Below are 26870 nucleotides of genomic sequence, written 5' to 3'. Positions count from 1 at the left end.
GGGCCGCACGTCCCGGCGCGCGGTCCGCTCAGCGGACCGACCGATGGTCAGCGATCCCCTTGCCAGTGCTTAATCGAGACGCCGCTTCGCTCCGCGAGTGACAACCTGCCCGCGAAGTAGCGGCAACCCGGTTGATCGACGAGTCGAGGGGAGAAGTATGAAACGCACCAGCCTGCGCACTGCTTTCGCAGCAGCGGCCATCACGACGTCTCTGATTCTCGGTTCCGGCGGGGCGATCGCGGCCCCAGATCACGCGCCCGTCGCGCCCGTGACCGAGTTGGCTCCCGCACTACCGGTCCAGCCCGCCGGACTGGGGTTGACCTTCGCGTGGCTCGGCCCGCTCGCGCCGGTCGTCGCGGGCTTCCTCTGCATACCCACGGTCCTGGTCCCGCCCGCGTTCCCAGTCTGCTTGGTCTGATTCACCGAGTTCTGGCGAGTGCATTCGGCGCCCGCGATCACGCGAATCGCGGGCGCCGAGTGCGGCGGACGAGTTGGTCTGTAAGCCGGATCCTGTTCCCGGTTCACACCGGGCGGCGACCATCCATCTGGGCACACCGTCGCCGGGTGCCTCGAGCGGCCCACCCGCAGGCTCGGGCGAGCAGCCCTCGAACGCCTGCGCAGCCGCACTCCGGGGAGTGCGACCTTCGACCTTGCTCCGGGCGGGGTTTACCGAGCCGCCCCGGTCACCCGAGGCGCTGGTGCGCTCTTACCGCACCGTTTCACCCTCACCGCGCGCCCCCGAAGGGACGCGGGCGGTCTGTTCTCTGTGGCACTGTCCCGCGGGTCACCCCGGGTTGCCGTTAGCAACCGCCCTGCTCTGTGGAGTCCGGACTTTCCTCGGCGACGGGCGGCGGCACAGTGTGCCCGTTCCCATCGCCGCGGCCGCCCGACCAACTCGTCCGCGCGTGCCAGGATACTCCCCGTCCGGTGGACAGCCGCTCGCGCCAGTACGGTTAGACGTCATGGAACGTCTCGAGGTCAGTTTTCCCTCAGGTGGCCAGCAGTGCGCCGCCTGGCTGTATCCTCCCGCAGGCGTCCCCAAGCCCCGGCCACTCGTGGTGATGGGGCACGGTCTGGGGGGCACGCGGGATATGGGATTGGACAGGTACGCACGGCGATTCGCCGCGGCAGGCATGGCGGTGCTGGTGTTCGACTACCGACATTTCGGTGCGAGCCAAGGCGATCCGCGCCAGCTGCTGCACATCGCGCGGCAACGCGAGGACTGGCGCTCGGCGATCTCCTACGCGCGCACGCTGCGCGGCATCGACAAGACCCGGATCGCGCTGTGGGGCACGTCTTTCGGCGGAGGGCACGTGCTGACGGTGGCGCCGGAGGACGACTACCTCGCCGCCGTCGTCGCCCAGGTGCCGTTCACCAGCGGATGGGCCTCGGCGTGGGCCAAGGGCCCGATCAGCCTGACCAAGGTCGCCACCATCGCCGCCACCGACCTGCTGATCGGCCCGCTGCGGCGCAAGCCGGTGCGCATCCGGTTGGCCGGGCGCAAGCGGTCGGCGGCGCTGATGAGCGCGGCGGACGTGCCGGAGGGTTTCGGAAGGCTGGCCGAGGAGAGCGAGACCTACGAGCCGAAAGTGGCCGCGCGCATCGCTTTTCCTGCGTTGTTCGACTCCCCCGGCAGGCACGCCAAGGCGCTGAAGGTGCCGGTGTTCTACGCGGTGGCCGACAACGATTCGATCGCGCCCGCCAAGCCGACGCTCAAGGCGGCCGAACGCACCAAGCACGCGGTCGTCAAGCGTTATCCCGTCGGGCATTTCGACGTGTACTTCGACGATGTCTTCGAGCAGGCGGTGTACGACCAGACCGAATTCCTGGTCTCGGTACTACGGCCGTGACCACCGTCCCCGGCGCACTTCCGGTGCGCCGGGGCGGGTATCGTAGCGGGTACCGGATTCCTTCTGCGATGGCCCCGATGCGCCGCGAAGCATCGTCTCGATGAAACTCCTTGTCTCCCTTGGGAAGGGTCTTCCCGTCCAGCGATGACCGCCGCGCGGTTGCGAAGCCGCCCGGAACTGCGCAGCCAGCGGCGGCAACGCGCGCACGGCTGCTGGAATCATCTGATCGCCGCGCCGCTGTGGCCCAAACACAGCGCCAATCTCGGCACGCTGCTGCGCACCTGCGACGCGGTCGGCGCGTGCCTGGCCGTCCCCCGCCGACCGTGGGTACCGGACGCGCTGAACCAGGGAAACACGTTGCGCCACCGGCAGTGTGTGCACTGGGTGGACGGCCGCGTCGACCGCTGGCTGGCACGACAGCGGGCCGGCGGTTCGGCCGTGGTGGGCGTGGAGCTCACCGACGAATCCATCCGGCTGGCCGATCTGCCGACGGCGCGCAAGCGCACGGTCATGGTGCTCGGTCACGAGACCGACGGGATTCCGCCGGAGGGACTCGAACTGCTCGACGTGGCGGTGGAGATCCCGATGGTGGGCACCGGGCACAGTCTCAATGTGGCGGTGGCGGGATCGCTGGTGTTGTACAAGCTCGCGGGGCTTTGCTAGCGGAGACAGGTCGGAAACGTCAGCGGATCCCCGAGGGTGTCGGCGAGTTCGTGCAGCTTGTCGGTGTCCGGGGCGATCGGGCGTCGCGGGTCCATGGGTAACCTCCTCGTCGCGAGTGCTCGGAGTCGCGTACCCGAGACGGTCGGGACCAAATGCCCGGGCGAGGTTGTCGGTGCCCGGGGCTACAGTCGCGGGCCATGAACGCTGCGACTGCCGCGGTTGCCGACATCGTGCGAGGGATCGATCCTTGCGACGAGCTCGAGCGCGAGCACATCGCGACCACGCTGGACTGGCTCGCGTCGACCGACGACGTGTTCCGCAGGGAGAAACCGGCAGTGCCGCAGCGACATCTGGTGGCGTACACGGTGCTGGTGGATCCGGCGGCGCGGGCGGTGTTCCTCGGACGGCACCGGCTGGCCGGGCTGTGGCTGCCGATGGGCGGACACCTCGACCCGGGCGAGCATCCGCTGGCGGCGGCCCGGCGCGAGGCCCACGAAGAACTGGGTATCGCCGCCGAATTCGACGTGGTCGGCCCCGCGCCGCTGTTCCTCACCGTGACCACCACCATCGGCATGCACAGCGGCGATGAAGACGTGAGCCTCTGGTACGTGATCCGGGGTGATCGCACGCGCGAATACCGCCTCGACCCCCGGGAATTCGGCGGCGGCCGCTGGTGGGACGTCGATCGCTTCGCGGTGCCGGAATCCGATCCGCATTTCGCCCGCTTCCTGACGAAGCTGGAGGCCGTCCTCGGGCCCGACCGGGATGCCGTCGCGAGCTAGTCCTGCTGTCAGCGCGACAATTCGGTGGCGGGGAGGACTTACTTCTCCCCGACCACCAGGAGAAACGGAGGCGTTTCCCGTTCGGCCGTCCACTCCCTCCTGCTGACCGCCGCCGCGCCCAGCAGGCGTCGCGCGTCGTCCAACGTGGGCTCCTGCTGCCACACTGGGGTGAAGTTCGCGTCGTGCAGTAGCTCGTGATACGTCTCGCCGGGCCAGTAGGTGTCCACGATGTCCATCCACTCGCCGTCGGTCCGGTGTAGCCGGACGGGCATCGGATCGCCCGGCTGGTAGTCGACGCCCGGTCGGCCGATCTGGAAGCTGTCGAAGGCCACCCCGGTATGTCCTGGGTGGGCGTTGAGCAGGGCGAAGCGACCACCCGGCCGCAGCACGCGACGCACTTCGGCCACCATGTCCTGGAGTTGCTGCCGTTCGGGCACGCAGACGAAGACGAAGCAGGACATGACGGCGTCCACCGAGGCGTCGGGCAGAAAAGCCAGATTCGAGCCGGTCATGAGGTGACAGGTCACCCGGGGGTGGCGGTAGTGCGTGCGGGCGATGGCCAGCATGGCCGGTGAGATGTCCACGGCGTGGACGTCGACATCGTGCTCCTCGGCCACGCGGCGCGCGACGTGCCCGGGTCCGCAGCCGAGATCCAGCAGGGCGGTCACGTCCGGCTGCTCCAGACGCAGCGCGGCGAAGACGAAGGGGTAGCCGAGCAGCCACCCGACGGTGTCGTCCCACCGGACGAAATCATCGGCGACCTCGCTCGACGTCCACGCCGTCGGCTCACGCGAAGCGTCCACGAGGGTAGCTAACCAGAGCGGGTTCGGCCGCGCTCCGACCGGCGTCCACACACCGGCGAGCCGCTGATCTCCGTCTGACGCGAGGCCACCGTGCCGACCGGGGACGCGCCGTCGAATTTATTTACCCCTCAGACGAATTCACCGCCGCGGCCTGCGCTGTCTCGAAAGCAGCGCGGGCGCGCGACGGTGAAGGTTCGGCCGAGACGGGATCAGACCGGACGGAATCCAGCGCCGACGCCGCCGATGGCGTTGACAGTGGCGAGGATGACGTCGATCGGCGCGAAGAACGCCGGGGAGTGGATCGGGTTGGCCGCGGTGGTGCACGGCACGTCGAAGCCGATGCCCGCCAGACCGGTCAGCCTGCCCTGGTTCATGCCGACCAGACGGTCGCCGACGGTCACCGGGCCGCCGGAGTCACCGGGCTTCGAGCACGCCTGGTTCAGGGTGATGGTCTCGTCCAGGTTGCCCCAGACGACGCCGCAGCCGGGGCCGCTGGTGCGGCCGTTGGAGCACACCGTGGTGCCGGGGCCCGGCGTCGGGCCGATCCCGTTGATGGTGGTGGCGCCGACCGTGCGGACCGGCGTGACCTTCGCCGGATCGAACTGCAGCACCGCGAAATCCAGCCCCTCCCCGTTGTCGGAGTAGGCCACCACACCGACCGCGCCCGCGTCCAGCGCGGTCTCCGACGCCAGCCGCGCACCGGCGGGCGCGCAGTGGCCCGCGGTCAGACCCACCAGACGATTGGCGTTGTCGTAGCCGATCGCGGTGAGCGAGCACGCGGAGTTGTTCTCGAAGACGAGGCCGGAGCTTCCACCCAGCACCACATTCCCCGGAGCAGCCTGCGCGGCGCCCGCGACAGCTGCGCCCACACCCGCGATGACGGCCGTCGCGGCCGCCATCCACCTGAATCTCACAGCAGTAACTCTCCTTCTCGAAAGACACAGGCCGACACTCGATTTCGATCGAGGGATCGACCCACCCCACACATCGTGCGGCACCGCACCGACAGAAACCTCCGCCGATGCCCGTTCCGGCCCCTTCCGCGCCGATGCGGAGCGAACCGAGTACGCAGCCTCGGTCGACTGTCGGCTACCTCAACGTAGGGGTAGCGGCCGGTGCGCGCGATGCGATGTGTGCCGCGCCACAGTACCCGGAGACGAGCGCCGGGTCATGGCGAGGGTGAGCGGGGCCGACCGGCGACGCGAAGCGGCCCGGGCCTGCGGACAGAACGCACTCAGGACAAGTAGGAGGTGTCGTTGACCAGCCGCACCGAGGAACCGCCGTCCGGATAGAACTCCGCGACGCACAGCGACGCCAGATCCAGATGCAGGCGGTACAGCAGCGACGGCCCCACCCCGAGCGCCAGCTGTAGCAGCGTCTTGATCGGCGTCACGTGGCTGACCACCAGCACGTTCTGGCCCGGATACAGCGCGACCAGGTCGCGGCGCACCGCCTCGACGCGTTCGCGGACCTCGTCGAAGCTCTCCCCGCCCGGCGCGGCCACCGACGGGTCACCGAGCCAGCGCGCGTGCAACTCCGAATCGCGTTGCGCCGCTTCGAGAAACGTCAGCCCCTCCCAGGCCCCGAAATCGGTCTCGATGAGTCCGTCGTGAGTGCGCACCGGAAGGTTCAGCGCGGCGCCTGCGGCCTCGGCGGTCTCCCGCGCGCGCCCCAGCGGCGAGCTCAGGATGGCGGCGATATCACCTTTGGCCGCAAGCATTTTCGCGGCGTGCGCGGCCTGTTCGCGGCCCAGCCGAGTCAAAGGCGGGTTGCCGCGACCCGAATAGCGCCGCTGTACGGAGAGTTCGGTCTGGCCGTGGCGCAACAGCAGCAGGCGGGTCGGACGGCCGAGCGCACCGGTCCAGCCCGGACTCCCGGAGACGGCCTCGGTGTTCGCGGGGTCGACCTGGGCGGCGCGCGCCTCGTCGATCCAGCTGGGCGCGGTGCGTTCGGCGCCGTGGGCGCTGGGCTCGGCGACTCGGGTGCTAGGCGCGGTGTCTCGGGCGGACAGCTCTTCGGCGGTCGCCGTCTCGGCCTCGCTGGCCGCGCGCACCTCGCCGACCAGCGTGGCATCGTCCATCGCCTCGTTGGCCAGGCGATCGGCGTGCGAGTTCTGGGCGCGCGGAATCCAGGTGAAGCTCACCCGGTCGAAGTCCGCGACCAGGCGCCTGGCTCGGTCGGCCAGCGGGATCATCGCCGCGTGCTTGACCTTCCACCGGCCCGACATCTGCTCGACGACCAGCTTGGAGTCCATGCGCACGTCCACCGTGCGCGCACCCAGCTCGGCGGCGGCCTCCAGGCCCGCGATCAGCCCGCGGTACTCGGCGACATTGTTGGTGGCGATGCCCACGCTCTCGCGCCGTTCGGCCAGCACCGCGACGTGACCGGCGTCGAAGACCACCGCGCCGAACCCCGCGGGGCCGGGGTTGCCCCGCGAACCGCCGTCCGCTTCGACGATCACGTGCTCGTTGCTCACCGGACCTCCTCGGCATCCGGCCGATCGAACCCGCAGGTCACAGACCGGATTCCTTGGTGCGCACCAGGACCGCGCCGCATTCGGGGCAGCGCACGACCACGTCGGGCGCCGTCTTCGCGATGCGCGCGATCTCGCCGCGGTCCAGTTCGATGCGGCACGCGCCGCACTTGCGGGCCTGCAGCAGCGCCGCGCCGACGCCGCGCTCGGCGCGCTGCTTGTCGTAGACGGCGAGCAGCTCCGCGGGGAACAGGCCGAGCAGGTTGGACCGATCGTCGGCGCAGCGCCCCTGCGCCACATCCAGATCCGCCAGCGCCTCGTCGCGCACCCGCTGCGCGTCGGCCAGCTCTTCCTCGGTCTTGCTCAGCCGCGCGCCCGCGTGATCGTGGTCGGAGGCGGACGCCTCGCGGCGCTCCATCACCTCGAGCAGTTCGTCCTCCAGCACGCCGCGCCGCCGCTCCAGGCTGCCCAGTTCGTGCTGGATCTCCGAAAGCTGCTTGGCGCCAACGGAACCGGCCGTCAGCATGCCGCGGTCGCGCTCCTCACGCTTGCGGACCGCGTCGATCTCGCCCTCCAGCTTGCGGATGTCGCGATCCAGATCGTCCAGCACGATCTCCACCGCGACCGCGGCGTCCTTGTGCTTGTTGCGCTCCCCCTCCAGCCGCGCCACTTCCTGCTGCTCGGGCAGCACGGTGCGCCGATGCGCGATCCGCGTCAGTTCGGCGTCGACAGCCGCGAGCTGGAGCAGCTTGGCCTGGATCGGTGGTTCGACATTCAACGCGGACAAACTCCTGAACACTGTGGACGACGGGTCGGGGGTATCCGCCGGAGGGCGAACGCCAGTGCTCAACCGTACCCCGGCTACGGGCCGGTTGGTTCCGAGACCGGGCCGAGGGGCGAGTCGCCGGGACGGCGGCGGATCAGCTGCCGGGTGCGCGGGCCTTGATCGCATCGCGGGAGATGTAGACGTCGTATTCACCCGGGGTCCCGATGACGGCGTTGCCGTAGGCGGAGCGGACGAAGGGGCTGGTCCACCAAGCGCCATCGCTCATGTCGGCGAAGAAGTCGGCGTCGTCGCCGTTCAGGAAGATCTGGTTCTGGGTGGTGGCGACGCCGTCGAGGCGCTGACCGTACAGGCGGGTGACCTTGTAGCCGGAGTGGAAGCCCAGGGCGTTCACCCAAGGCTCCAGTTCGACGATATTGGCCTGCAACACCCACAGATCGCCTTGAACGCGGAATTTCTCGCGACGCTCGGAGTGGTCGTCGTCCCCGTAGAGGGTGAGGTCGACCTCGAGCTGATGGTCGTCACCCGCGACCTCGCGCACCACCACGTGCGCGGCCTTGATCTCGCCGCTGAGTCCCAGGTACGTCTGCATGAGGGTCGCCACCCACAGCAGCAACACCGCGACGACGAGCAGCGCGACACCGCCCGCGCCTCGGCCGAGCAGCACCCGCGGCCCGACCCTGCGCATCTTCACCAGCGCCGAAACGAGCAGCGCGACCGCGATCAGGATCAGCAGGATCAAACCGATCTGCACGATCCCGAAATCCACCGGGAAACTCATGGGGTAGTTGTACCCGGTTGCGGCCCTTCGATTCCGGCGAACGCCGGGGAACCTCGCCGAACGGCAACCCATTTCGGCGGCGGGCGAGCCGCGCGCCCTGCCGGTCGAAGGCCGACGGCGGTGTCAGTCCGCCGCGCCTACGGTCCACGGGTCGGTGCGGAGCGTCGAGACGCGGGTCTCCAGATCGGGCAGCGTCGCGGTGACGATGCCTTCCGCCTGGGCGCACCACGGGAATTCGGTGGCCCAGTGCGCGGCGTCGATCAGGGCCGGGCCGCCGGTACGCAGGTGTTCGTCGACGGGGTGGTGGCGCAGATCGGAGGTGAGATAGGCGTCGACGCCGAGCCGGGCCGCGGTGGACAGGTAGGAGTCACCCGCGCCGCCGCACACCGCGACGCGCTCGATCACGCGATCCGGATCGCCCGCGGCGCGGACACCCCACACGGTGGCGGGCAGGGCGGCGGAGACGCGAGCGGTGAAGTCGCGCAACGGTTCCGGTTCCGGGAGGATGCCGACGCGGCCGATGCCGAGGCCGGAGGGCAGGGCGGCCCGTTCGGTGACGTGGTAGGCCGGGTCCTCGTAGGGATGCGCAGCGCGCAGCGCGGCCAGCACGGCGGAGCGCGCCGAGGGCGGCGCGATGACCTCGACGCGATCCTCGTCGACGCGCTGCAGTTCGCCGATGGCGCCGATCGCCGGATTCGCGCCCGGCATGGGCCGGAACTGGCCGACGCCGGGCACCCGCAGCGCGCACTCGTCGTAACTGCCGACGCCGCCCGCACCCGCGTCGAACAGCGCGCCGAGCACGGCGTCGGTGTGGGTGCGCGGCACCTGGACGACCCAGTTGTCCACGGCAGCCGTCGGTTTCGGGTCCAGCGGACCGGTCACCGTCAGCCCGATGGCCGCGGCGAGCGCGTCGGAGACGCCGGGATCGGCGGAGTCGGCGTTGGTGTGGGCGGTGAACAGGGCGCATCCGGAACGAATGAGGCGGTGCAGCAGAGCGCCTTTCGCGGTGTCGGCGGCCACGCTGTCCACGCCGCGCAGCAGCAGCGGGTGGTGCACGACCAATGCCTGGGCGCGCCACTCGATGGCTTCGTCGACGACGGCGGCGGTCGCGTCCACCGCGAACAACACCCTGCTGACCTCGTCGTCCGGATCACCGCACACCAGCCCGACCGAGTCCCACGACTCCGCCAGCTTCGGCGGATACGCCGCGTCCAGCACCCCGATGAGATCCGCCAGCGTCGTCACCATCCGCCTACCTCGCTCCTCCCGTATTTCCTGTCCCGGCGCATACCGGCCGTCCCATCATCCCGCCGCGTCTGTCGTCGCCCGACATCGCACCTGGTTCCGGTCTTATCCCACCGGCGCAAGAGGGCGCGGGGACCAGTCGAGCACCGGCTCGCCGTGGTCATCGGCGTGGTGCACCCGTTTGCCCTCATGCGACACCGCCTGGAACTAGCTCCTCACGCGACCGCCTTTTCTCTACTGACGGGAGGAAATGGCGGTTGCGTATCGTGCGTCCTGCCGAGACCGGACCTACTGCCACCGGCGGCAGTCCCGAACACGGGCGGTCGAAGTCAGCGCCGCACGTCAGGGGAAACCGGGCGCGGTGCGGATCGCTGCGCACAGACGGTCCACCGCGGCCTCGTCCCGCACCGCGACGCGGAGGTGGTCGGGCCCCAGCCCGGGGAACGTGTCCGCGCGGCGCACCGCGATGCCTTGTTCGGCCAAGTGCTTGCGCAGCACCTCGCCACCGGGAACGTGCAGGAGAAGGAAAGGCCCGCGGGCAGGTGTGTGCACGTGCAGGCCGAGGTCGGTGAGGCGCTCGATCATCGCGGCGCGGGCGGCGGCGAGGGCGGTCGCGTGGCGCTGGGATTCGGCGACCGCGGCGGGTTCGGCGGTGGCGGCGATCGCCTCGAGCTGGAGTGCGCCGAGTGGCCAGTGCGCGCGGCCGTGGTCGAGGCGGGCGAGCAGGTCGGGGGCGCCGAGGGCGTAGCCGCAGCGCAGGCCCGCGAGCGCCCAGGTCTTGGTGAGGCTGCGCAGGACGAGGACGTCTGGGGTGGCGAGGGCCGCCAGGGATTCCGGTTCGCCGGGGACGGCGTCGGCGAAGGCCTCGTCGACGACGATCACGCGGCCCGGACGACGCAGCGCGCGGACGGTGTCGGCGGAATGCAGGACCGAGGTCGGGTTGGTCGGGTTGCCGAGGACGACGAGATCGGCCGCGTCGGGCACGGCGGACGGGTCGAGGATGTAGGGCGGTTCGAGCAGCACCCGGACGACCGGCACATCGGCCTGCCGCAGCGCCAGCTCCGGTTCGGTGAACGACGGGTGCACCACCGCCGCGAGACGCGGGGCCAGCTTCGGCAGCAGCGCGAATCCCTCGGCCGCGCCCGCCAGCAGCAGCACCTCGTCCGGGCGGCGGCCGTGCCGTGCGGTCACGGCGATGCGGGCGGCCAGATCCTCGGCGGCGCTCGGGTAGCGGCCGAGGTCGGCGAGCCGGGCGGCGAGGCGTTCACGCAGCCACGGCGGCGGCGCGCTGCCCTGCACGTTGACCGCGAAATCGAGCATGCCCGGGCGCGCGTCGACGTCGCCGTGATGGCGAAGCAGCGCGTGATCGACTGTGTCGGAGGGCACGGGATCACACCCTACGTGGCGGGCGAGCAGGGCGACCGGCCAGAATGGCTGTCGTGGGTGACCTGCACGTGTCGTTCGTCTGTACTGGCAATATCTGCCGATCGCCGATGGCGGAGAAGATGTTCGCGCACCACTTGCGCCTGGCCGGACTGGCCGACCGGGTGCGGGTGAGCAGCGCGGGCACGGGCTCCTGGCACATCGGCGACGACGCCGACCCGCGCACCACCGAGACGCTGCGCAGGCACGGCTACCCCACCGGGCATGTGGCCGCCGTCGTGGGCGCCGATCACCGCGACGCCGACCTGCTCGTCGCCTTGGATACCGGGCACGAGCGCGCGCTGGCCAAGTTGGGCGTCCCGTCCGATCGCCGCAGGCTGCTGCGCAGTTTCGATCCCGACGCGGACGGCCCTGACGTGCCCGACCCGTACTACGGCGGCAACGCCGATTTCGAACTCGTCCGCGCGCAGATCGAGGCGGCGATCCCCGGCCTGCTGGACTGGGTACGCGCGGAACTGGCGCTGGCGCCCGTAGCCGAGGGACTGCCCTGATGCGCCGCCTGACGTTTCTGTTCCGCCCCAGCTGGCTGATCCTCGCCGCGCTGGTGGCCGCTTTCGCCTACCTGTGCTTCACCGTGCTCGCGCCGTGGCAGCTCGGCAAGAACACCGCCACCGAGCACCGCAACCAGTTGATCGCCGATTCGGTGCGCGCCGACCCGGTGGACGTGACCACGGTGCTCGCCGCCACGGACGACGAGCGCACCGAATGGCGGCGGGTGACCGCCACCGGCAGCTACCTGCCCGATTCGACGGTGCTGGTCCGCCTGCGTCACCTGGACGGCGCGCCCGGCTACGCGGTGCTCGCCGCCTTCCGCCTGACGGACGGGCGCACGCTGCTCGTCGATCGCGGTCTGGTCGCCGGCGTCGACGGCACCTCGCGGCCGCCGCAGATCCAGGAAGCGCCCGCGGGCGAGCAGCGCCTCGAGGGCCGAATTCGCATGTCGGAGGGCGTGAGTGCGGACAAGACGCCGCTCACCCAGGACGGCTACCGCCAGGTGTATTCGATCGACACCGCGCAGGAATCCGAGGTGCTCGGGCAACCGCTGACCCCGATTCCCGCCGGTGAGCGCGGCGGCTATCTCGAGCTCTCGGAGAATCAGCCGGGCGCGTTCACGCCGACCCCGCTCCCCCAGCTCGACGCGGGACCGTACCTCTCCTACGGGCTGCAATGGCTGGCCTTCGGTGTCATGGCGCCGCTCGGCCTCGGCTACTTCGTCTACGCCGAACTGCGGGAACGCCGCAAGGAGAAGGCCGCGGCCACCCAGCCCGCACCGACGGAACCGGCGCCGACCGAACCCGCCGCGACCGAACCCGCCACCACCCCGGCGCCGCCGACGACCGAGGCCAAGCTCGCCGACCGATACGGACGCAACCGCTCCTGACCCGCGTTCGCCTTGCACTGTGAACCGCCGAACGTCCGTCGCGTTCACCGCCCTTCCAGCGACCGGTCGGCTCATCGGTCAGCGGGCGCCCACCCCGGCCCGCGGAACAGGTGCCCGAACCGATCTCGCCAACTGCGGGCGGCCCTGCCCAGTGCACCGCCGCGGCGGCCGGGCATCCGACCCAACGACCGCGAGCCCGACGAACTGCTCACCGTCACCGGCTACCGACGCGACGGTGAGTGGCGCCACCGCGTCACCTCCTCGGGTGCGGTCAGGTCCTTCAGCGACGCCACCACGGGCGAGGTAGCTGGGAGACCGGTGGACGCTCCTCGGCAGCTGACTCCCCGCCCGGGACAGCCCCGTGGCCCTCGAGCGTGCGTCAGCCCGAGACCGACAGCCTTCGGCGCAGCGAAGGCAGGGCGAAGGCCGCGCTCGCGGCGAGAACCGCCGCCCCCACCTGAACCGCCTCCGACATCCGCACGGCCCGCCGCAGATCGGGAACCGTGGGCGCGGGCCCGTCGCCGAGGGTTGGCCGCAGTTCCGTTCCGTGCCGGTACTGCGTCCGGCCGCCGAGCCGGACGCCGAGCGCGCCCGCCATCGACGCCTCGACGACCCCCGCGTTCGGGCTGGGATGCTTGGCCGCGTCACGTCGCCAGGCGCGCAGCACCGCGGCGGGCCTGCCGCCGACCAGCGGCGCGAAGGCCGCGGTGAGCAGTCCGGTGACGCGGGCGGGCGCGAGGTTCGCGACGTCGTCGAGCCGGGCGGCCGCCCAGCCGAAACGGTGGTAGCGGTCGTTCCGATAGCCGATCATCGCGTCGAGGGTGTTGATCGCGCGATAGCCGAGCAGACCGGGGAGACCAGCCGCCGCACCCCAGAACAGCGGCGCGACGGTGGCGTCGGAGGTGTTCTCGGCGATGGATTCCAGTGCGGCGCGAGCCAATCCGTCGGCGTCGAGCACCGAGGGGTCCCGCCCGCACAGCGAAGGCAGCAACGCGCGGGCGCCGGCCAGATCGCCCGACTCCAGATGATCGGCCATGGCGCGTCCGGCGCGGGCCAGGCTGCGCCCGCCGAGCACGGTCCAGGTGGCCAGCGCCGTGCCCGCCATGCCGCCGCGCCGCGCCGCCAGGCCGAGGCCGAGCACGGCGCCGACCGCGACCGCCTCGTGCACGACTCCAGCCACCCGCCGGTCGGCGTAGGTCAGCGACTCGAGCGCGCTTGCCGCCGAACCGAATCCGGCCACCGGATGCCACCGGCGCGGATCGCCGAACGCGCGATCCAGCGCGAAACCGAGCAGCAGCCCGCCGCCCGCCGAGATCCCCGTGTGCACCGGGCGAGAGTATCGGGCGCTCGGCCGCCGTGATCGTCCGGATGTCACACTCTGTGGTCCTGCCTCGTCATACCTACGACACCCGCTGCGCCCCTGCACCGGGGCCCGCACGACCGAACGGTGGTTCCAGTGACATCCGAGAAGCCAGGACCCGAGTCCCTGGACGCCGCCGAGCTGGCACGCCGGTTCGAGGAGCACCGGCCGTACCTGCGCAGGCTCGCCTACAGCACGCTCGGCAGCCTCGCCGACGCGGACGACGTGGTGCAGGACGCCTGGCTGCGGTTGCAGCGCCAGCACGAGGCGGGCGCCGCGGGCGAGATCGAGAACCTGCGCGCCTGGCTGACCACCGTGACCGGCCGATTGGCGCTGGATCAGCTCGGCTCGGCCCGCGCCCGCCGCGAACAGTACGTCGGCGACTGGCTGCCCGAGCCGGAGGTCACCACCGTGGACGATCCGGCCGACCGCATCACCCAGGACGAGCGGGTCACCACCGCGCTGCTGATCGTGCTGGAATCCCTCTCCCCCGCCGAGCGCACCGCGTTCGTGCTGCAGGACGTGTTCGGCATGAGCGGGCCCGAGGTCGCCGAGGTGGTCGGGCGAACACCGGCGGCGGTCCGCCAGCTCGCCTCGCGCGCCCGCAAACGGGTCGAGGACGGCACGCCCCGATTCCCCGCGTCGCCCGACGAGCAGGAGAAGGTGGTGTCGGCGTTCGCGGTGGCGTGGCGGTCGGGTGATCTCAGCGCGCTGCTCGGCGTGCTCGACGCCAACGTCAGCCTGACCGCCGACGGCGGCGGCAAGGTGCCTGCCATCCGCCAGAGCGTGAGCGGCGCCGAGCTGGTGGCGAAGCTTCTGCTGGGTTGGTACAACGCGCCGTCGGCGCACGGCGCGTGGGGCCGCTCGGTGCTGGTCAACGGACAACCCGGCCTGGTCGTCTTCGACGGCAACCACACCGGCGTCTTCTCTTTCACCGTCGACGGGGGCCGCATCGTCGCGATGCACATCGTCCGCAACCCGGACAAGCTGCGCGAACTGCCGGAGACCGACGCTCCGGACTGGTTCTTGAACGAGGCGAACCCCGACGTGTAACCCGACCACCGACGCGCTGCCTTCCGCACGCCGCACAGAGATCTCGTCGTTGTGCGGCGTGCGGAGCGGCTGTGGTGGCGGCTACCCCACCGCCGCGCCGATCAACCGGCGAGCCCGACCGACTCGGCGAGCGGGTAGCCGTGGGCGGCGGCGACCTCGGCGGAAAGCAATCGTCCGCGATCCGCGGTCAGCCCCTGCGCGAGGTCAGGGTGAGTGAGGCAGGCGTCGCGCCACCCGTGGTCGGCGATGGCGCGCACGTACGGCAGCGTGGCGTTGGTGAGGGCGACAGTGGCGGTGTGCGGGACCGCGCCCGGCATGTTCGCCACGCAGTAGTACAGCGAATTCGCGACGCGGAAGGTCGGATTCGCGTGCGTGGTCGGTCGCGAACCGGCGAAACAACCACCCTGGTCGATGGCGATGTCGACCAGCACCGAGCCGGGCCGCATCGCCGCGACCATCTCCTCGGTGACCAGTTTCGGCGCCCGCGCACCCGGCACCAGCACCGACCCGATGACCAGGTCGGCCGCGAGCACTGCGCGCTCGACCTCGGCGGCATTGGACGCCACGGTGGTGACCCGCCCCTGGAACCGCGCGTCCAGTTCGCGCAGCTTCGCGAGGTTGGTGTCGAGCACGCTGACCCGCGCGCCCATGCCCGCCGCCATGGTCGCCGCGTTCGTTCCCGCCACGCCGCCGCCGAGCACCACCACGTCGGCGGGCCGCACGCCGGGCACTCCGCCGAGCAGCACGCCGCACCCGCCGAGCGGCGCCATCAGGTGGTAGGCGCCGACCTGCGGACCGAGCCTGCCCGCGACCTCGCTCATCGGCGCGAGCAGCGGCAATGAGCCGTCGGCCGCCCGCACCATCTCATAGGCGATGGCGGTGATGCCGGATTTCAGGACGGCCTCGGTGCAGTCCCGCGAGGCGGCCAGGTGCAGGTAAGTGAACAGCACCTGGTCGCGGTGCATCCGCGGGTACTCCTCCGCGATCGGCTCTTTCACCTTCAGCACCAGCTCGGCGTCCGCCCACACGCCGTCGGGGCCGTCCACCAGGGTGACCCCCGCGTCGGCGTAGTGACGATCGGCGAATCCCGACCCGTCACCCGCGCCCGACTCGATCAGCACCCGGTGCCCCTGCCGCACCAGTTCCCCGGCGCCCGCGGGTGTCAGCGCGACGCGGAATTCCTGCTCCTTGACCTCCCGTGGCACTCCGATCCTCATATCGCCATCGTGGCCCACCCGCCGACGGTTCGCCACGACGGCGCGCACACCCGGTGAACTTCAGACGGCGACGGCCTGCCCCATGGGCGGAATGCGCAGCCGATCGGTCAGCCCCGCGTAGTCGAAAACGCGGACCAGGTGATCCAGCGTCTCGGTGAAGTGCGCCCACCCTTCCGCGTGCACCGGCACGATGATCGCCTCGCCGAGCGCCTCGGCGGCTTGCACCGCGGTCCTGGCGTTCAACGTCACGTCGACGTCGCCGAACCGTCCCACATTCCCCGCTCCGACGTTCAGCAACGCGATATCGATCCGCTCGAACCGCCCGGCGATCTCGGCGACCAGTTCCACCGAGGCGTTGTCACCGGACACGTACACCGTCGGCTCCCCCGCGGCCTCCAGCACGAAACCCGTGACCGCTCCGCTGAACGGCTCGCACCCCTCCGGCCCGTGCAGCGCGGGCACCGCGGTGACGGTCACCGCGCCGACCTGGACGCGCTCCCACTCGCGCAGTCCCCGAACGCCGTTCAACCGCTCGGCGGCGTCGGTCGTGGAGAACACCGTGCCGACGGTGGTGAGGAGAGCGCGGCCCTTGGTGTCCAGGTTGTCGGCGTGCTGATCGTGCGAGAGCAGCACGACGTCGATCGCACCGACCTCCTCGACCGGCACCGCGGGGCCGGTCAGCTTGTGCAAGGTGATCGGGCCCGGGTAGTCGCCGGGTTCGTCGAAGGTGGGATCGGTCAGCCAGGTGCTGCCGCCGTAGCGGAAGCGGACGGTGGGGCCGCCGATGTGCAGGACTTCCAAGGCGGTGCGTTCGATCGTTTCGCTCATGACGTCGATCGTCGCCGCTGCGAGATCATGCGAACAGTGGCCCGCGAGCCGCCTATCGCTAATATCGGGCCATGCATACGGTGACCGTCCTGGCTTACGACGGGATCAGCCCCTTCCACCTCTCCGTGCCCGGCCTGGTCTTCGGCCGGGTCGGGGCGGGCGGGAACGCGCCGTACGCGGTGCGGGTCTGCGCCGAACGTCCCGGAACCCTGCGCACCCCCGCCGGTTTCGACATCCACGTCGCCGACGACCTCGCCGCCTTCGAGCACGCCGACACCGTCGTGGTGCCGAGCTGGACGCGCGGCGCCGGGATCTCCGACGACCTGCGCGACGCACTCGGGCAGGCGCACGCGCGCGGCGCCAGGATCGTCGGCCTGTGCCTCGGCGCCTGGGCCATCGCGGCCAGCGGTCTCGTCGACGGCAGGGAGATCACCACGCACTGGTCGACGGCCGACGACTTGGCCAGCGCCTATCCGTCGGTGCGGGTGCGCGCCGATACGCTGTGGTCCGATCTCGGCGATGTCATCACTTCCGCGGGCGTCGCGGCGGCGCTGGACTGCTGCCTGCACCTGTTCCGCGAAGACCACGGCAGCCGCGCCGCCACCGAGCTGGCCAGGGCGCTGGTCACCGCACCGCACCGCAGCGGGTCGCAGGCGCAGTACATCCCGGTGGCCGTGCCCGACCACGCCGAGGACGATCCGATCGAGCGCGCCATGGTCTGGGCGCGTACCCATCTCGGCGATCCGATCGATCTGGACGCGTGGGCCGCGGTCGCGGTGATGGCCAGGCGGACCTTCACCCGCCGGTTCCGGGAACGCACCGGAAGCAGTCCGCAGCAGTGGTTGCTGCATCAGCGCGCCGACCGCGCCAGGCTGCTGCTCGAGTCCACCGACGACACCGTGGACCGGATCGCCGCCGACACCGGTTTCGGCACCGCGGTGAGCCTGCGCCACCACTTCCGGCGTCTCCTCGGCACCAGTCCCGCCGCGCACCGCGCGCTCTTCCGCGCGGCGAGCTGACGCCCCCGCGCGCACGGACCGGCGCGGCGCGGCTACGTTGCCATCATGAGGATTGAGGTCGGCGGTTTCGCGCCGGAGATCGATGAGAGCGCGTGGCTCGCCCCGAACGCGACGGTGATCGGGCGCGTGACGCTGAGCGCCGAGGTGAGCGTGTGGTACAGCGCGGTGCTGCGCGGCGACCTGGAACAGATCACCGTCGGCGCGCGCACCAACATCCAGGACGGCTGCGTGCTGCACGCCGACCCCGGTTTCCCGCTGACCGTCGGCAGCGGAGTGTCGGTGGGGCACAACGCGATTCTGCACGGGTGCAGCATCGGCGACGATGTGCTCGTCGGCATGGGCGCCACGGTGCTCAACGGCGCGGTGATCGGCGCGGGCAGCTTGATCGCGGCCAACGCCCTGATTCCCGAGGGCGCGCAGATCCCGCCCGGCTCCTTGGTGGCCGGGGTGCCCGGCAAGGTGCGACGCGAATTGAGCGAGGCCGAGCAGGACGGTATCCGGCTCAACGGCGCGGTCTACCTACACAACATGGCCAATCACCGCAGCGCGAAAGTGGTGTGATACGTAGCACACTGATCAAATGTCCAGCACAAACGACTGATAGCATTTTGCCTGCATGACCGGCGTCCCGCGGCTCGGAGAGACCGCGCGGACGGCGAGCATGATGCGTCACAGGCAGGAGGTATCACGGTGTCGTACCGGGACTCGAGTATGCACCGACCGAAGCGGCGGGTCAGCGTAGCCGACATCGCGGCCCAACCGGGCGGGATCGAGGCGCTCCAGCGTCGCGTTCACGAATTGCGTTCCCGCGGTGTCGATTTCGCCGCGAACGCGATCGAAAAGGAAATGGCGGACCTGGACCTGCCCCGGCAATGACCGTGGCGCGGTCTCAGCGCCTGATCGAACTCAGCGCATGACCAGGTCGAGCACGCGCTCGTGATACGGCCCGGCGAACCGGGTGACCAGATCGACCACCATCGCATCCAGCCCCACGAGCACCTTCGCGTGCCCGCGCGCCGCACCGCGCAGGATGGTGCGTGCCGCGGCCTCGGGACTGGTGCGCGCGACCTGGTCCTCGAAGCGCCTGGCCACCGCCGCGCCATCGATGCCGGGCGCGAACTGCGCCGTGCGCGCGATGGTGGTGAGCACCCCGCCGGGATAGACGCCGGTCACCCGCACCCGCCCGCCCGCGGCACGCATGTCCTGGCGCAGTGATTCGGTGAAGCCGCGCACCGCGAACTTGGCCGAGCTGTACGGTCCGTGCCCGGCCACCGCGGCCAAGCCGTACGCCGAGGACACGTTGACCACGTTGGCGCGCTCGGCCGCCCGCAGGTACGGCAGAAAGGCCTTGGTGCCGTTGACGACTCCCCAGAAGTCGACGTCCATGACCTGCTCGAAGTGCTCGAACGGGGATTCCGCCACCCCGCCGACGTGCAGGATTCCCGCATTGTTGAACAGCGCCTCCACCCGCCCGTAGCGCGCGGCGGTCCGCTCGGCATGGGCCAGCACCGCGTCCCGGTCGGTCACGTCGAGGACGGTCACCGTCGGCGTGAAGCCGACTGCGGCACAGAGCTTCCCCGTCGTCGCCACGGCGTGGTCGGATTTGTCCGAAAGCGCGAGCCGCGCGCCGCGCTGGGCCAGCGCCAGCGCCAGTTCTCGCCCGATCCCCGAGCCCGCTCCGGTGACGACCACCACCCGATCGGCGAAATACCCCACGGTCCAACCCCTTTCACCCCACGCCCGACTCGGGCACCCGACCAGGTTAGCCACAACGGAGCCGCCCGGGAAAGATCGGTTACCGGATTCGCCGTGTCGCTCGCTCCGACGCGCGCCGCGACTCGTCACCCGAGCATGCCGAGAGGGTGCGAGTTTCCATCATGCGCTGTTTCCCAGCTTCCGTGATCTCCGACCGCCGGCTCACGCGCGGATGAAATAATGAACGTCCATCACCCGCACCGTCGCGGCGCCGCTGCGGACCGGCTTCCGCGCCAACGACTGGAGATCCGATGCCCACCGTCCCGTCCATGCTCCAGCGCATTCTCGACAAGCCCGTCGGCGAAGGCGAGAAACTCCTGGAAAGTGCCCTCTCGGCGTTCCTGGACTTCGGGATCAAGCGCACCAGCATGGGCGAGATCGCGCGCCGGGCCGGCATCAGTCCCGCGACCCTCTACCGGCGCTACGAATCCAAGAACGACCTGGTCGAGGCGGTGAGCGTGCGGGAGGCGCAGCGCTTCGTCGCCGAGATCGACAAGCGGGTGCAGACCGTCGAGGGCACCGAGAACCAGCTGGTGGAGATCTTCGTCGCCTTCATCACGGCGATCGCGGGCAACGAGTTGCTGCGCAGGCTGCTGCGCACCGAGCCCGACCTGATCCTGCCCCGGCTCACCACCGAGGGCGGTCCGATCCTTGCGGTCGGCCGTGGCTACCTGGCGGAGAAGCTGCGCGAACTACGCGCCGGGGACGCCGGCTTCGACGCCGATCTGGTCGCCGAGATCATGGCCCGGCTCGCGCTCTCCCTGGCGCTGACCCCCGACGGGCTCATCCCGCTCGGCGACGCCGAGGCCGGTCGCGCGTTCGCCCGGCGCACCCTGCTGCCGATGGTCGGCGTCCGCGCTTCCGCCTGAGCCCAGCCCGAACGCCGCGTCCACCAACTCGTCGAGACGGTGCCGCGCGGCGTCGTCGGGCGTGTGGTCACCGTCGACCAGCTGGGCGATCAGCGCCGCGATCTCCGCGGACGCCGGGCGGTCCGGGTCGGGCAGCGGCAGCCGGGACACGTACTGGGTGATCCACCGCCGCCGCCCCGAGTACAGGCGGTTACCGCACACCGCGTCGTAGTAGCGCAGTCCCAGCGCCGAATTGGCCACGCCCATCAACAGATACGCCAGGCGCTGCGCCCGTTCGGTGTCGCCGCCGAGGTCGTCCAGCGAGATCCAATAGCAGTCCCCGTTCACCACCGCGCCCGATCGGTCCAGCGCGAAACGCGGCCGCTCGCTGATATCGGGGAACACCAGTTTCGGCACCCGCCACAGGTTCGGCCGCTGCGGCACCCAGATCTCGAACCATTCGCGACCGCTCCCGGTGACGTACTTGCGAGCGGCCAGCGTCGACCGGTGGCGGCGCAGATACGCGGCGGCGCGGGGGAATTCGCGCAGGTCCACCGGAACCCGGCGCGGCGCGGCGGTGTCGTAGGGATAGAGCACCCTGGTGTCGGCGGACCGCTCGATCCGCCACGGCGCCAGATCGTGGTGGGTGATCAGCTCCAACAGCAACTCCGGCTCCGGGCACGGACGCGCCTGGTCCCAGCGGTCGGAGATGAACACCCGGTCGGCGGTCGTCTTGATGCCGACCCGAATGCGGGCCACCTCGCCGAAACTCCGCCAGGTGCCCGCGCCGACGCGGTTCAGCCAGGCGTCAACGCTCGGTCGCGACATCCGCCACGCGGTGTGCGCACCTCCGCCTTCGCTCCGGCGGTGCGCGCGGGCGTCGTCGGACTCGGTCCGGCTACGTCCACTCGGTGTAGCTCCGGCTTCGCTCCGGCCGTGCGCGGGACTATCGACGGACTCCGTCCGGCCACGCCCACCTGACGCACCTCCAGCTTCGCTCCGGCCGTGCGCGTCACTGTCGACACGCTCTGCCCGGCCACGTCCACTCGACGTACCTCCAGCTTCGCTCCGGCCGTGTGCGCTGCTGTCGACGGACTCAGTCCGGCTACGTCTGCTCGACGTAGCTCCGGCTTCCGTCCGGCCATGCGCGCGGCCATCGACGGACTCCGTCCGGCCACGCCAACCCGGCGCACCTGCGTCTTCGCTCCCGCCGTACACGCCACTGTCGACGGACTCCGCCCCGCCGCGCCCACCAGGCGCACCTGCGTCTTCGCTCCCGCCGTACACGTCGCTGCCGACGGATTCCGTCCAGCTACGCCCACTCGGCGTACTCGCGCCTTCGTCTCGGCCGGGCGCGGGCTCGGCGGCGCTCGCGGGCCGGAGGGCGGGGCTTGCAGGCACACCTGTCGAGAGGGTGCCGACCTCGACGGCGAAGGTCCGTCCGTTGTGCCGGACGAGCGAACCGGAATCCGCAACCAGCGCGTCGAAAAGGTTTCCGGAGCAGAGTGATTCATCGATCGGCACCTCGTAGGCCGAGACGTGGCGGCACACCGCGCCGCGGCCGCCGCGGGTGGCGATGGTGATGGCGGGCAGCACCGCGGCCGCGAAGAGCTTGGTGTCGCCGAGGTCGTACAGCTCGACCGGTGACAGTTCGCCGAGCAGGATGCTGCGAATGTTCGCACCCGCCTTGGTCGTCAGGAATCGGTTGGCGCACAACAGACCGAGCGCGCCGCCCGTGGTCAGCAGCCGCGGCGCCACCGCGACGAAGGGGTGGGTGAGATCGATGCGACCACGCAGCCCGTACTGCCTGCTGAGCAGCCGCGCGGTGTCGCCGCCGAGCTGCTGAGTGCGCACGTAGGGCGGGTTGGTGATGATCGCGTCGAAGGAGCCGTCCGCGAGGTCCGCGGCGTCGGCGAGGAAGTCGCCGGCGTGCCAGTCGACCTCGATGTGCTCCGCCGCCGCCCGCGTCCGTGCCGCGGCGAGCCCGGACTCGTCGAGGTCGTACCCCGTCAGCCGGAGCCGGACGCCGGGCAGGTGCGCCGCGGCTTCCCGGTGCAGGGCGAGCAGGAGTTCTCCGTCGCCGCACGCCGGGTCGAGCACGCGCAGCACTCCCCCGTGGCCGGGACGCGGGGCGTGCGCGAGCAGCCGCCGCGCGAGGAACCGCGCCAGCGCGGGCGGGGTGTAGTGCCGCCCATGCCGTTTGCGCTCGTGGGTATGCGAACCCATGGTTGGGATTGTGCCTCGTCAGGACGCCGCGGGCGGGCCGATGGCGGGAACCGGCGCGCGCGTCGCCCGGGATCGCTCGCCCGCGTGTCGCCCGGCGAACCTGCGCATCAGCGGCGCGTCCACCCCGTGGTAAATGGCCGCCGCGGCCGCGGTCGAGAGCACCAGGCACAGCGCGGCGAAGCCGAGCCAGCCGACCGGCCCGAACTGGCGTCCGCCGATGAGCAGCCTCGTCACCAGCACCATCACCGGGAACTGGATCAGATAGAAGGCGAAGGAGATATTGCCGAACCACACCATCCGTGTCGAGGCGTTGAGGCCGCGGATGCCGGCCAGATCCCGGGCCGCCAGCGTCGCCACCACCGCGGTCATCGGCGCCAGCAACAGCGCCGACATCTTGAAGTTCACCGGGACGACCCAGGTCGCCGCGTACGCCACCGCGAGCGCGAGCAGCGGCGGCGACAGCCGGGTATTGCGCCAGCGGCCCTCGAGCACCAGCCGGGCGGCCAACACCCCGAGGAAGAATTCGGGCAGCCGCGAGAGCGGGAAGATATAACTGAGCCAATAGGACTGTGCGACCGGGATATCCGGCTGCGCGAACCACGCGGGCGAGGCGTGCAATTCGAAGAACGGTGACGCCTCACCCGGTACCAGCCGAGGGGCGAAGGCGTTCTCGATGCCTTTGGGGCCGGGCACCCAGAGGAAGTAGGCGGCGTGCAGCGCGACGATCGCCAGCAGCAGTCCGGCCATCACCCAGAGCACCCGCTCGGGACGCACCCGCCGCACCAGCGGCAGCGCCAAGGGGAAGCACAGGTAGAACAGCATTTCCGCACCCAGCGACCAGGACGGCACGTTCAGTCCGCCCACCGTCGACCACTTCGGCACCCAGGTGTGCACCAGCGCGAGGTCCGGGGCCCACACCACCGGCCGGGTCAGCGGCACGCTCGCCACCAGAACGAACGCGACGGCGGCCACCAGGTGCGTGGGATAGATCTTCAGCACCCGCCGCCGATAGAACCGCCGCACCGAACTCCCCGGCCGGAACGACCAGTAGATGATGAACCCGGACAGCACGAAGAAGAACGTCACGCCCGCCGCCCCGAGCTGCATCGGCATCGCCTGATGCAGGTGCCGGAACAGCTCCGATTTCTGGAACGGGTACACCGGCAGGAATACCAAGGCGTGCAGCAGGAACACCGCGAACGCCGCCCACCAGCGCGCGCCGGTCAGCGAGGGCAGGGCCGGGCGGGTGCGCGTCGCGTCGGCCGAGCTGGGCTCGGGCAGTCTCGCCGAGCCGTTCTCCGCCGGGCTTTCGGTCGACCAGTTACCTACCGACTTGCTCACAGCCGACGTACTCGGCTCGCTACCAGTAGGGCCCGCCTCAACCGGCAAGCTACCGGTCGATCGGAGCGTAAACCTCGCGCCGACCGAAACCCCTGTGCGAGTGCGGTTCCCGGACGTATCGACGTGCGACTCCCGCTGCGCGGTCATCGGCCGAACCGTTCATGCATCGCGCGCGCGACCACCGCGTCACCGTGCGCCGACGGATGGAACGGCAATCCGATCAGATCGGCGCGCGGATCCAGCGCACCGTTCACCCACGGGTCGGGCGAGCACAGTCCGTGTCCGGCGGTCAGCGCCCTGGTGTCGAAGAACTCGATGCCGAGCAATCCGGCCGCTTCCCGCTGCGCGGCGTCGAGACGGTCGAGGTATTCGACCACCGCGCGGCCCCGCGGCTGCACGTACTGGCCGATGCCGAGCACGTTCACGCACGCCGTGTCCTGGCCCGCCGGGAACAACTCCGGATAGCCGACCAGCACGATGCGCGCGTTCGAGGCGAAGTAGCGCAGGTACTCGATCACCGCCCGCATCCGTTCGGCGAAGCGCGCCCCGGACACGCCCCGATAGTCGGTGATCCTGCCCTGCTCGGCGGCCTCCAGCCCGCAACCATCGGTGTGGTTGAACACGCAGGGCAGCAGCGAGGTCCACATGGTGGTCTCGGACGCGCCCCACTCGTCGTTGAGCCCGAATTGCAGCGCGATCAACCGGGTCTCGGGCCCGAAGGCACCGACCTTGTCTGCCTCGATCGCCTCGTGCGAGAGGGTGTAGCCGGGCCCGGTATCGATCGAAGCACCGGAGCACGAGACATCGAGAAAGTCCTCGGTCCCCGCCACACCCATCAAGCCGCTCAACTGGGTCGGCCACGAACTCGGCCCCCGCAGACACTCCTCGGATTTGGCATCCCAGCGAAACCCGTTGGCGGTGAACGAATCCCCGAGCACGATTAACGCCTTTCCCGCTGCGGGGCTCCCGGCGACGGGGTCGGCCACCACCCGAGCGGCTCCGTCGGAATCGACCGCCACAGGCGCGGCTCCCACGGAGTCGACCACGGCAGGCACGGCCCCGACGGGCGCAGCTTCGCTGGAATCGATCGGAGCCGGTGCCGCCCCTGCGGAGCCAGTTGCGACGGGTGCGGTCCCAACAGCCGCGACCCCGGCAGAAGGCGCAGCCCGAGAGGGGTCGAAAACGGCGGGCACAGTGCCGACTGATACGGCCGGCACAGTGCCGACCGATACGGCGGGCAAAGCCTCGGCGGCGTCGGACGCAGTTCGGACGAACGCGGCGGGATCGACCACGGAGGACACGGCGACGCCAGGCGCAACGCCAGGCGCAACGCCAGGCGTGGCCTCGACGTAGCCGACAGCGGGAGCGACCTTGGCAATGCCCGCAACCGCACGGGCGGCCGCGGCGTGACGGGTCAGCGCAGGCGCGGTCCCGACGGCAGCGACCGCGCGGGCGGGCATAGCGGTGCCGACCACGCCGGGAGCAGCCTCCCCGGAAGTAGCGGGCACAGCCATCGAACGAGCAGCCGCTGCCGTGCCGGGTGCGGACACAGCGAACGCGGCTCCGGCGGACTCGAACCCAGCGGAAGCGATCCTGCTACCTGCGGTGGCGGACGACGCGACCGCAGCGGTGAGTACCAGCGCGGTCGCGCCGAACCCTCTGCGGCGGACGCTGTTTCGAAACGGTGTCATCGGAGCCGCCGTCAGTAACCGGCCCGGGGTTCGAAGCCGGGTGCGGTGAGTGCCGGGGCGGGTTGCGGCGCGGGCGCGGGTTGCTGCACCGGTGCGGGCTTCGGGGCCGGCGCCTGCTGCGGGACTTGCTGCGCGGGTGCGGGTTCCGCGGCGGGCGCGGGTTCAGGTGCCGGGGCCTGCACCTCGGGAGTCGACTCTGCGGTCGGAACGGGGGCCGGAGCGCTCTCCTGAACAGTGTTGGTCGCCGCCGGAGCGGTGCTCGCGGGGGCGTGGTCGACGTGCGTCTCCGTCTCGCCGCCGCAGCCTGCCGCACCGAGTAGCACCACACCGCTGGCGAGGGCGGTCGCGAGACAACGCTTCATGGTCGTTTCCGTTCTCAAATCAGGAGCATGCGTATTTCACTTCAGCCGGAGACTACAAGTCGGCACCAACGAAACCGCCCGTTTCGCGCAAACTCCCGAGTCCAGCGCGCCCCCAATTTCGAGGTCTCGCCAACCCGCCACCGCCCGGTCGCCCAGTTCGCCGGTTACAAAAAAAGACCACAGCGGCTAGCATTCAGTCTCGAAATGGAACCGAAATGAAGGAGGCCGGTCCATGAGCCCGACCACTGCGCCCACCGACGCGTTCGAGACCTTGACCCGAATCCTCGATGAGCGCTGGACCTGCAGGCAGTTCCGCTCCGACCAGGTCCCGCGGCCCACCATCGAGGCGCTGCTGCGCGCGGCTCAGCGCACCCCCTCCTGGTGCAACACCCAGCCGTGGCAGGTCGCGGTCACCGAGGGCGCGGCCACCGATCGGTTCCGCAAAGAGCTGCTCGAACACGTCCAAAGTGCCGCGCCCGAACCGGATTTCGCGTTCCCGGGGCAGTACGCCGGGATCTACCGTGACCGCAGGCGCGAGTGCGGGCTGCAACTGTACGAGAGCGTCGGCATCGTCAAGGGCGATCAGGCGGGCACCATGCGCCAGGCGATGCGCAATTTCGAACTCTTCGACGCGCCGCATGTCGCGATCGTCAGCACCGAGGCCGATCTCGGCGTCTACGGCGCCGTCGACTGCGGCCTCTACCTCGGCACGTTCTTGCTCGCCGCCCAGAGCCTCGGTCTCGCCGCCGCACCGCAGGCGGCCCTCGCCTCCTACTCCCCTTTTCTGCGCGAGTATTTCGGGCTCACCGAGAACCGCCGCGTGGTGGCAGCCATCTCGTTCGGCTACCCCGACACCGACCACCCGGTGAACGGCTTCCGCACCAGCCGCGAGCAGACCGACCAGGTCGCCGCCTGGTTCACCGACTGATCAAATCCGCACCGCGACAATACTTCTCACGGAGTAA

General features: G+C 70.7%; 26 protein-coding genes, 1 other RNA gene and 1 pseudogene. 12 read left to right on the top strand and 16 right to left on the bottom strand.

The annotated features are described in order from the left end of the window. Positions 1-157 precede the first annotated feature (157 nt). Entirely contained in the window at positions 158-418 is a 261-nt protein-coding gene (locus tag ACRWNM_RS02980) for a hypothetical protein (protein ID WP_431963162.1), read from the top strand. A 65-nt stretch (positions 419-483) separates the two neighbouring features. Here ACRWNM_RS02980 and rnpB read toward each other — a convergent pair. Beyond that, positions 484-898, bottom strand: an RNA gene (gene rnpB, locus ACRWNM_RS02975) — RNase P RNA component class A. A 64-nt stretch (positions 899-962) separates the two neighbouring features. Here rnpB and ACRWNM_RS02970 point away from each other — a divergent pair. The 3 genes from ACRWNM_RS02970 to ACRWNM_RS02960 all read left to right on the top strand — a co-directional run bounded on the left by ACRWNM_RS02970 (position 963) and on the right by ACRWNM_RS02960 (position 3295). Beyond that, positions 963-1850 (top strand): alpha/beta hydrolase, encoded by an 888-nt coding sequence (locus ACRWNM_RS02970; protein WP_431963160.1) that lies wholly within the window; start codon positions 963-965, stop codon positions 1848-1850. Between the two features lie 144 nt (positions 1851-1994). Further along, the gene (locus tag ACRWNM_RS02965; protein WP_431963158.1) at positions 1995-2513 is read left to right on the top strand and encodes a TrmH family RNA methyltransferase; all 519 of its coding nucleotides are present in this window, start codon (positions 1995-1997) and stop codon (positions 2511-2513) included. A gap of 197 nt (positions 2514-2710) precedes the next feature. Then, positions 2711-3295 (top strand): NUDIX hydrolase, encoded by a 585-nt coding sequence (locus tag ACRWNM_RS02960; protein WP_431963156.1) that lies wholly within the window; start codon positions 2711-2713, stop codon positions 3293-3295. A 38-nt stretch (positions 3296-3333) separates the two neighbouring features. On the opposite strand, the gene ACRWNM_RS02955 is transcribed toward ACRWNM_RS02960, so the two are convergent. The 7 genes from ACRWNM_RS02955 to cobC all read right to left on the bottom strand — a co-directional run bounded on the left by ACRWNM_RS02955 (position 3334) and on the right by cobC (position 10767). Next, complete coding sequence (locus ACRWNM_RS02955) at positions 3334-4098, bottom strand: class I SAM-dependent methyltransferase (protein WP_431963154.1); 765 nt, start codon at positions 4096-4098, stop codon at positions 3334-3336. Positions 4099-4307: 209 nt separating this feature from the next. After that, entirely contained in the window at positions 4308-5012 is a 705-nt protein-coding gene (locus tag ACRWNM_RS02950) for a hypothetical protein (RefSeq protein ID WP_431963152.1), read from the bottom strand. Between the two features lie 320 nt (positions 5013-5332). Next, positions 5333-6574 (bottom strand): bifunctional RNase H/acid phosphatase, encoded by a 1242-nt coding sequence (locus ACRWNM_RS02945; protein WP_431963150.1) that lies wholly within the window; start codon positions 6572-6574, stop codon positions 5333-5335. A 37-nt stretch (positions 6575-6611) separates the two neighbouring features. Beyond that, entirely contained in the window at positions 6612-7349 is a 738-nt protein-coding gene (locus ACRWNM_RS02940) for a zinc ribbon domain-containing protein (protein WP_431963148.1), read from the bottom strand. 142 nt (positions 7350-7491) lie between these two features. Next, entirely contained in the window at positions 7492-8136 is a 645-nt protein-coding gene (locus tag ACRWNM_RS02935; RefSeq protein WP_431963146.1) for a hypothetical protein, read from the bottom strand. Positions 8137-8259: 123 nt separating this feature from the next. Continuing rightward, positions 8260-9384 (bottom strand): Nif3-like dinuclear metal center hexameric protein, encoded by a 1125-nt coding sequence (locus ACRWNM_RS02930; protein WP_431963144.1) that lies wholly within the window; start codon positions 9382-9384, stop codon positions 8260-8262. Between the two features lie 339 nt (positions 9385-9723). Beyond that, positions 9724-10767, bottom strand: a complete 1044-nt coding sequence (gene cobC, locus ACRWNM_RS02925; protein ID WP_431963142.1) for an Rv2231c family pyridoxal phosphate-dependent protein CobC — start codon at positions 10765-10767, stop codon at positions 9724-9726. Positions 10768-10811: 44 nt separating this feature from the next. Between cobC and ACRWNM_RS02920 the strand changes: the two genes are divergently transcribed. Together ACRWNM_RS02920 and ACRWNM_RS02915 are read left to right on the top strand one after the other, a co-directional pair. Beyond that, positions 10812-11315 carry a low molecular weight protein-tyrosine-phosphatase gene (locus ACRWNM_RS02920; RefSeq protein ID WP_431963140.1) on the top strand — a complete coding sequence of 168 codons (504 nt, stop codon included), beginning with the start codon at positions 10812-10814 and terminating at the stop codon, positions 11313-11315. Continuing rightward, positions 11315-12205, top strand: a complete 891-nt coding sequence (locus ACRWNM_RS02915; RefSeq protein ID WP_431963138.1) for an SURF1 family cytochrome oxidase biogenesis protein — start codon at positions 11315-11317, stop codon at positions 12203-12205. The genes ACRWNM_RS02920 and ACRWNM_RS02915 overlap by 1 nt, the downstream gene beginning before the upstream one ends. A gap of 379 nt (positions 12206-12584) precedes the next feature. On the opposite strand, the gene ACRWNM_RS02910 is transcribed toward ACRWNM_RS02915, so the two are convergent. Continuing rightward, complete coding sequence (locus ACRWNM_RS02910) at positions 12585-13532, bottom strand: cobalamin biosynthesis protein (RefSeq protein WP_431963136.1); 948 nt, start codon at positions 13530-13532, stop codon at positions 12585-12587. Positions 13533-13661: 129 nt separating this feature from the next. Here ACRWNM_RS02910 and sigJ point away from each other — a divergent pair, with 129 nt between their 5' ends. Beyond that, entirely contained in the window at positions 13662-14618 is a 957-nt protein-coding gene (sigJ, locus tag ACRWNM_RS02905) for an RNA polymerase sigma factor SigJ (RefSeq protein WP_431963134.1), read from the top strand. 101 nt (positions 14619-14719) lie between these two features. Here the strand turns inward: sigJ and ald are convergent, their stop codons facing one another. Together ald and ACRWNM_RS02895 are read right to left on the bottom strand one after the other, a co-directional pair. Further along, entirely contained in the window at positions 14720-15835 is a 1116-nt protein-coding gene (gene ald / locus ACRWNM_RS02900; RefSeq protein ID WP_431963132.1) for an alanine dehydrogenase, read from the bottom strand. 60 nt (positions 15836-15895) lie between these two features. After that, positions 15896-16663 (bottom strand): MBL fold metallo-hydrolase, encoded by a 768-nt coding sequence (locus tag ACRWNM_RS02895; RefSeq protein ID WP_431963130.1) that lies wholly within the window; start codon positions 16661-16663, stop codon positions 15896-15898. 71 nt (positions 16664-16734) lie between these two features. Between ACRWNM_RS02895 and ACRWNM_RS02890 the strand changes: the two genes are divergently transcribed. The 3 genes from ACRWNM_RS02890 to ACRWNM_RS02880 all read left to right on the top strand — a co-directional run bounded on the left by ACRWNM_RS02890 (position 16735) and on the right by ACRWNM_RS02880 (position 18558). After that, entirely contained in the window at positions 16735-17682 is a 948-nt protein-coding gene (locus ACRWNM_RS02890) for a GlxA family transcriptional regulator (protein ID WP_431963128.1), read from the top strand. Between the two features lie 45 nt (positions 17683-17727). Beyond that, positions 17728-18243, top strand: coding sequence for a gamma carbonic anhydrase family protein (locus tag ACRWNM_RS02885; protein ID WP_068057335.1), 516 nt, complete (start codon positions 17728-17730; stop codon positions 18241-18243). A 150-nt stretch (positions 18244-18393) separates the two neighbouring features. Beyond that, entirely contained in the window at positions 18394-18558 is a 165-nt protein-coding gene (locus ACRWNM_RS02880) for a hypothetical protein (RefSeq protein ID WP_431963126.1), read from the top strand. 30 nt (positions 18559-18588) lie between these two features. Here ACRWNM_RS02880 and ACRWNM_RS02875 read toward each other — a convergent pair whose 3' ends face one another. Then, a complete protein-coding gene (locus ACRWNM_RS02875; RefSeq protein ID WP_431963124.1) occupies positions 18589-19398 on the bottom strand; it encodes an SDR family NAD(P)-dependent oxidoreductase in 810 nt (269 codons plus the stop codon). Positions 19399-19688: 290 nt separating this feature from the next. Here ACRWNM_RS02875 and ACRWNM_RS02870 point away from each other — a divergent pair. After that, positions 19689-20156: pseudogene (locus ACRWNM_RS02870) on the top strand (TetR/AcrR family transcriptional regulator); the annotation flags it as partial. On the opposite strand, the gene ACRWNM_RS02865 reads toward ACRWNM_RS02870, so the two are convergent. The 4 genes from ACRWNM_RS02865 to ACRWNM_RS02850 form a co-directional block, all read right to left on the bottom strand. After that, complete coding sequence (locus ACRWNM_RS02865; RefSeq protein ID WP_431963122.1) at positions 20130-22511, bottom strand: Eco57I restriction-modification methylase domain-containing protein; 2382 nt, start codon at positions 22509-22511, stop codon at positions 20130-20132. The pseudogene ACRWNM_RS02870 and the gene ACRWNM_RS02865 overlap by 27 nt on opposite strands. 18 nt (positions 22512-22529) lie before the next feature. Beyond that, a complete protein-coding gene (locus ACRWNM_RS02860) occupies positions 22530-23852 on the bottom strand; it encodes an acyltransferase family protein (protein WP_431963120.1) in 1323 nt (440 codons plus the stop codon). A 143-nt stretch (positions 23853-23995) separates the two neighbouring features. After that, positions 23996-24790 carry an SGNH/GDSL hydrolase family protein gene (locus ACRWNM_RS02855; protein ID WP_431963118.1) on the bottom strand — a complete coding sequence of 265 codons (795 nt, stop codon included), beginning with the start codon at positions 24788-24790 and terminating at the stop codon, positions 23996-23998. A 764-nt stretch (positions 24791-25554) separates the two neighbouring features. Then, positions 25555-25905: a hypothetical protein gene (locus ACRWNM_RS02850; protein WP_431963116.1), complete on the bottom strand. Its 351-nt coding sequence runs from the start codon at positions 25903-25905 to the stop codon at positions 25555-25557. A gap of 232 nt (positions 25906-26137) precedes the next feature. On the opposite strand from ACRWNM_RS02850, the gene ACRWNM_RS02845 reads away from it, so the two are divergent. Then, positions 26138-26833 (top strand): nitroreductase, encoded by a 696-nt coding sequence (locus ACRWNM_RS02845; RefSeq protein ID WP_431963114.1) that lies wholly within the window; start codon positions 26138-26140, stop codon positions 26831-26833. The last annotated feature ends 37 nt before the right edge of the window (positions 26834-26870 follow it).

Source organism: Nocardia sp. bgisy134, from assembly GCF_965341865.1.
Lineage (GTDB): Bacteria > Actinomycetota > Actinomycetes > Mycobacteriales > Mycobacteriaceae > Nocardia.
This window is presented reverse-complemented; position numbering and strand designations above follow the sequence as displayed.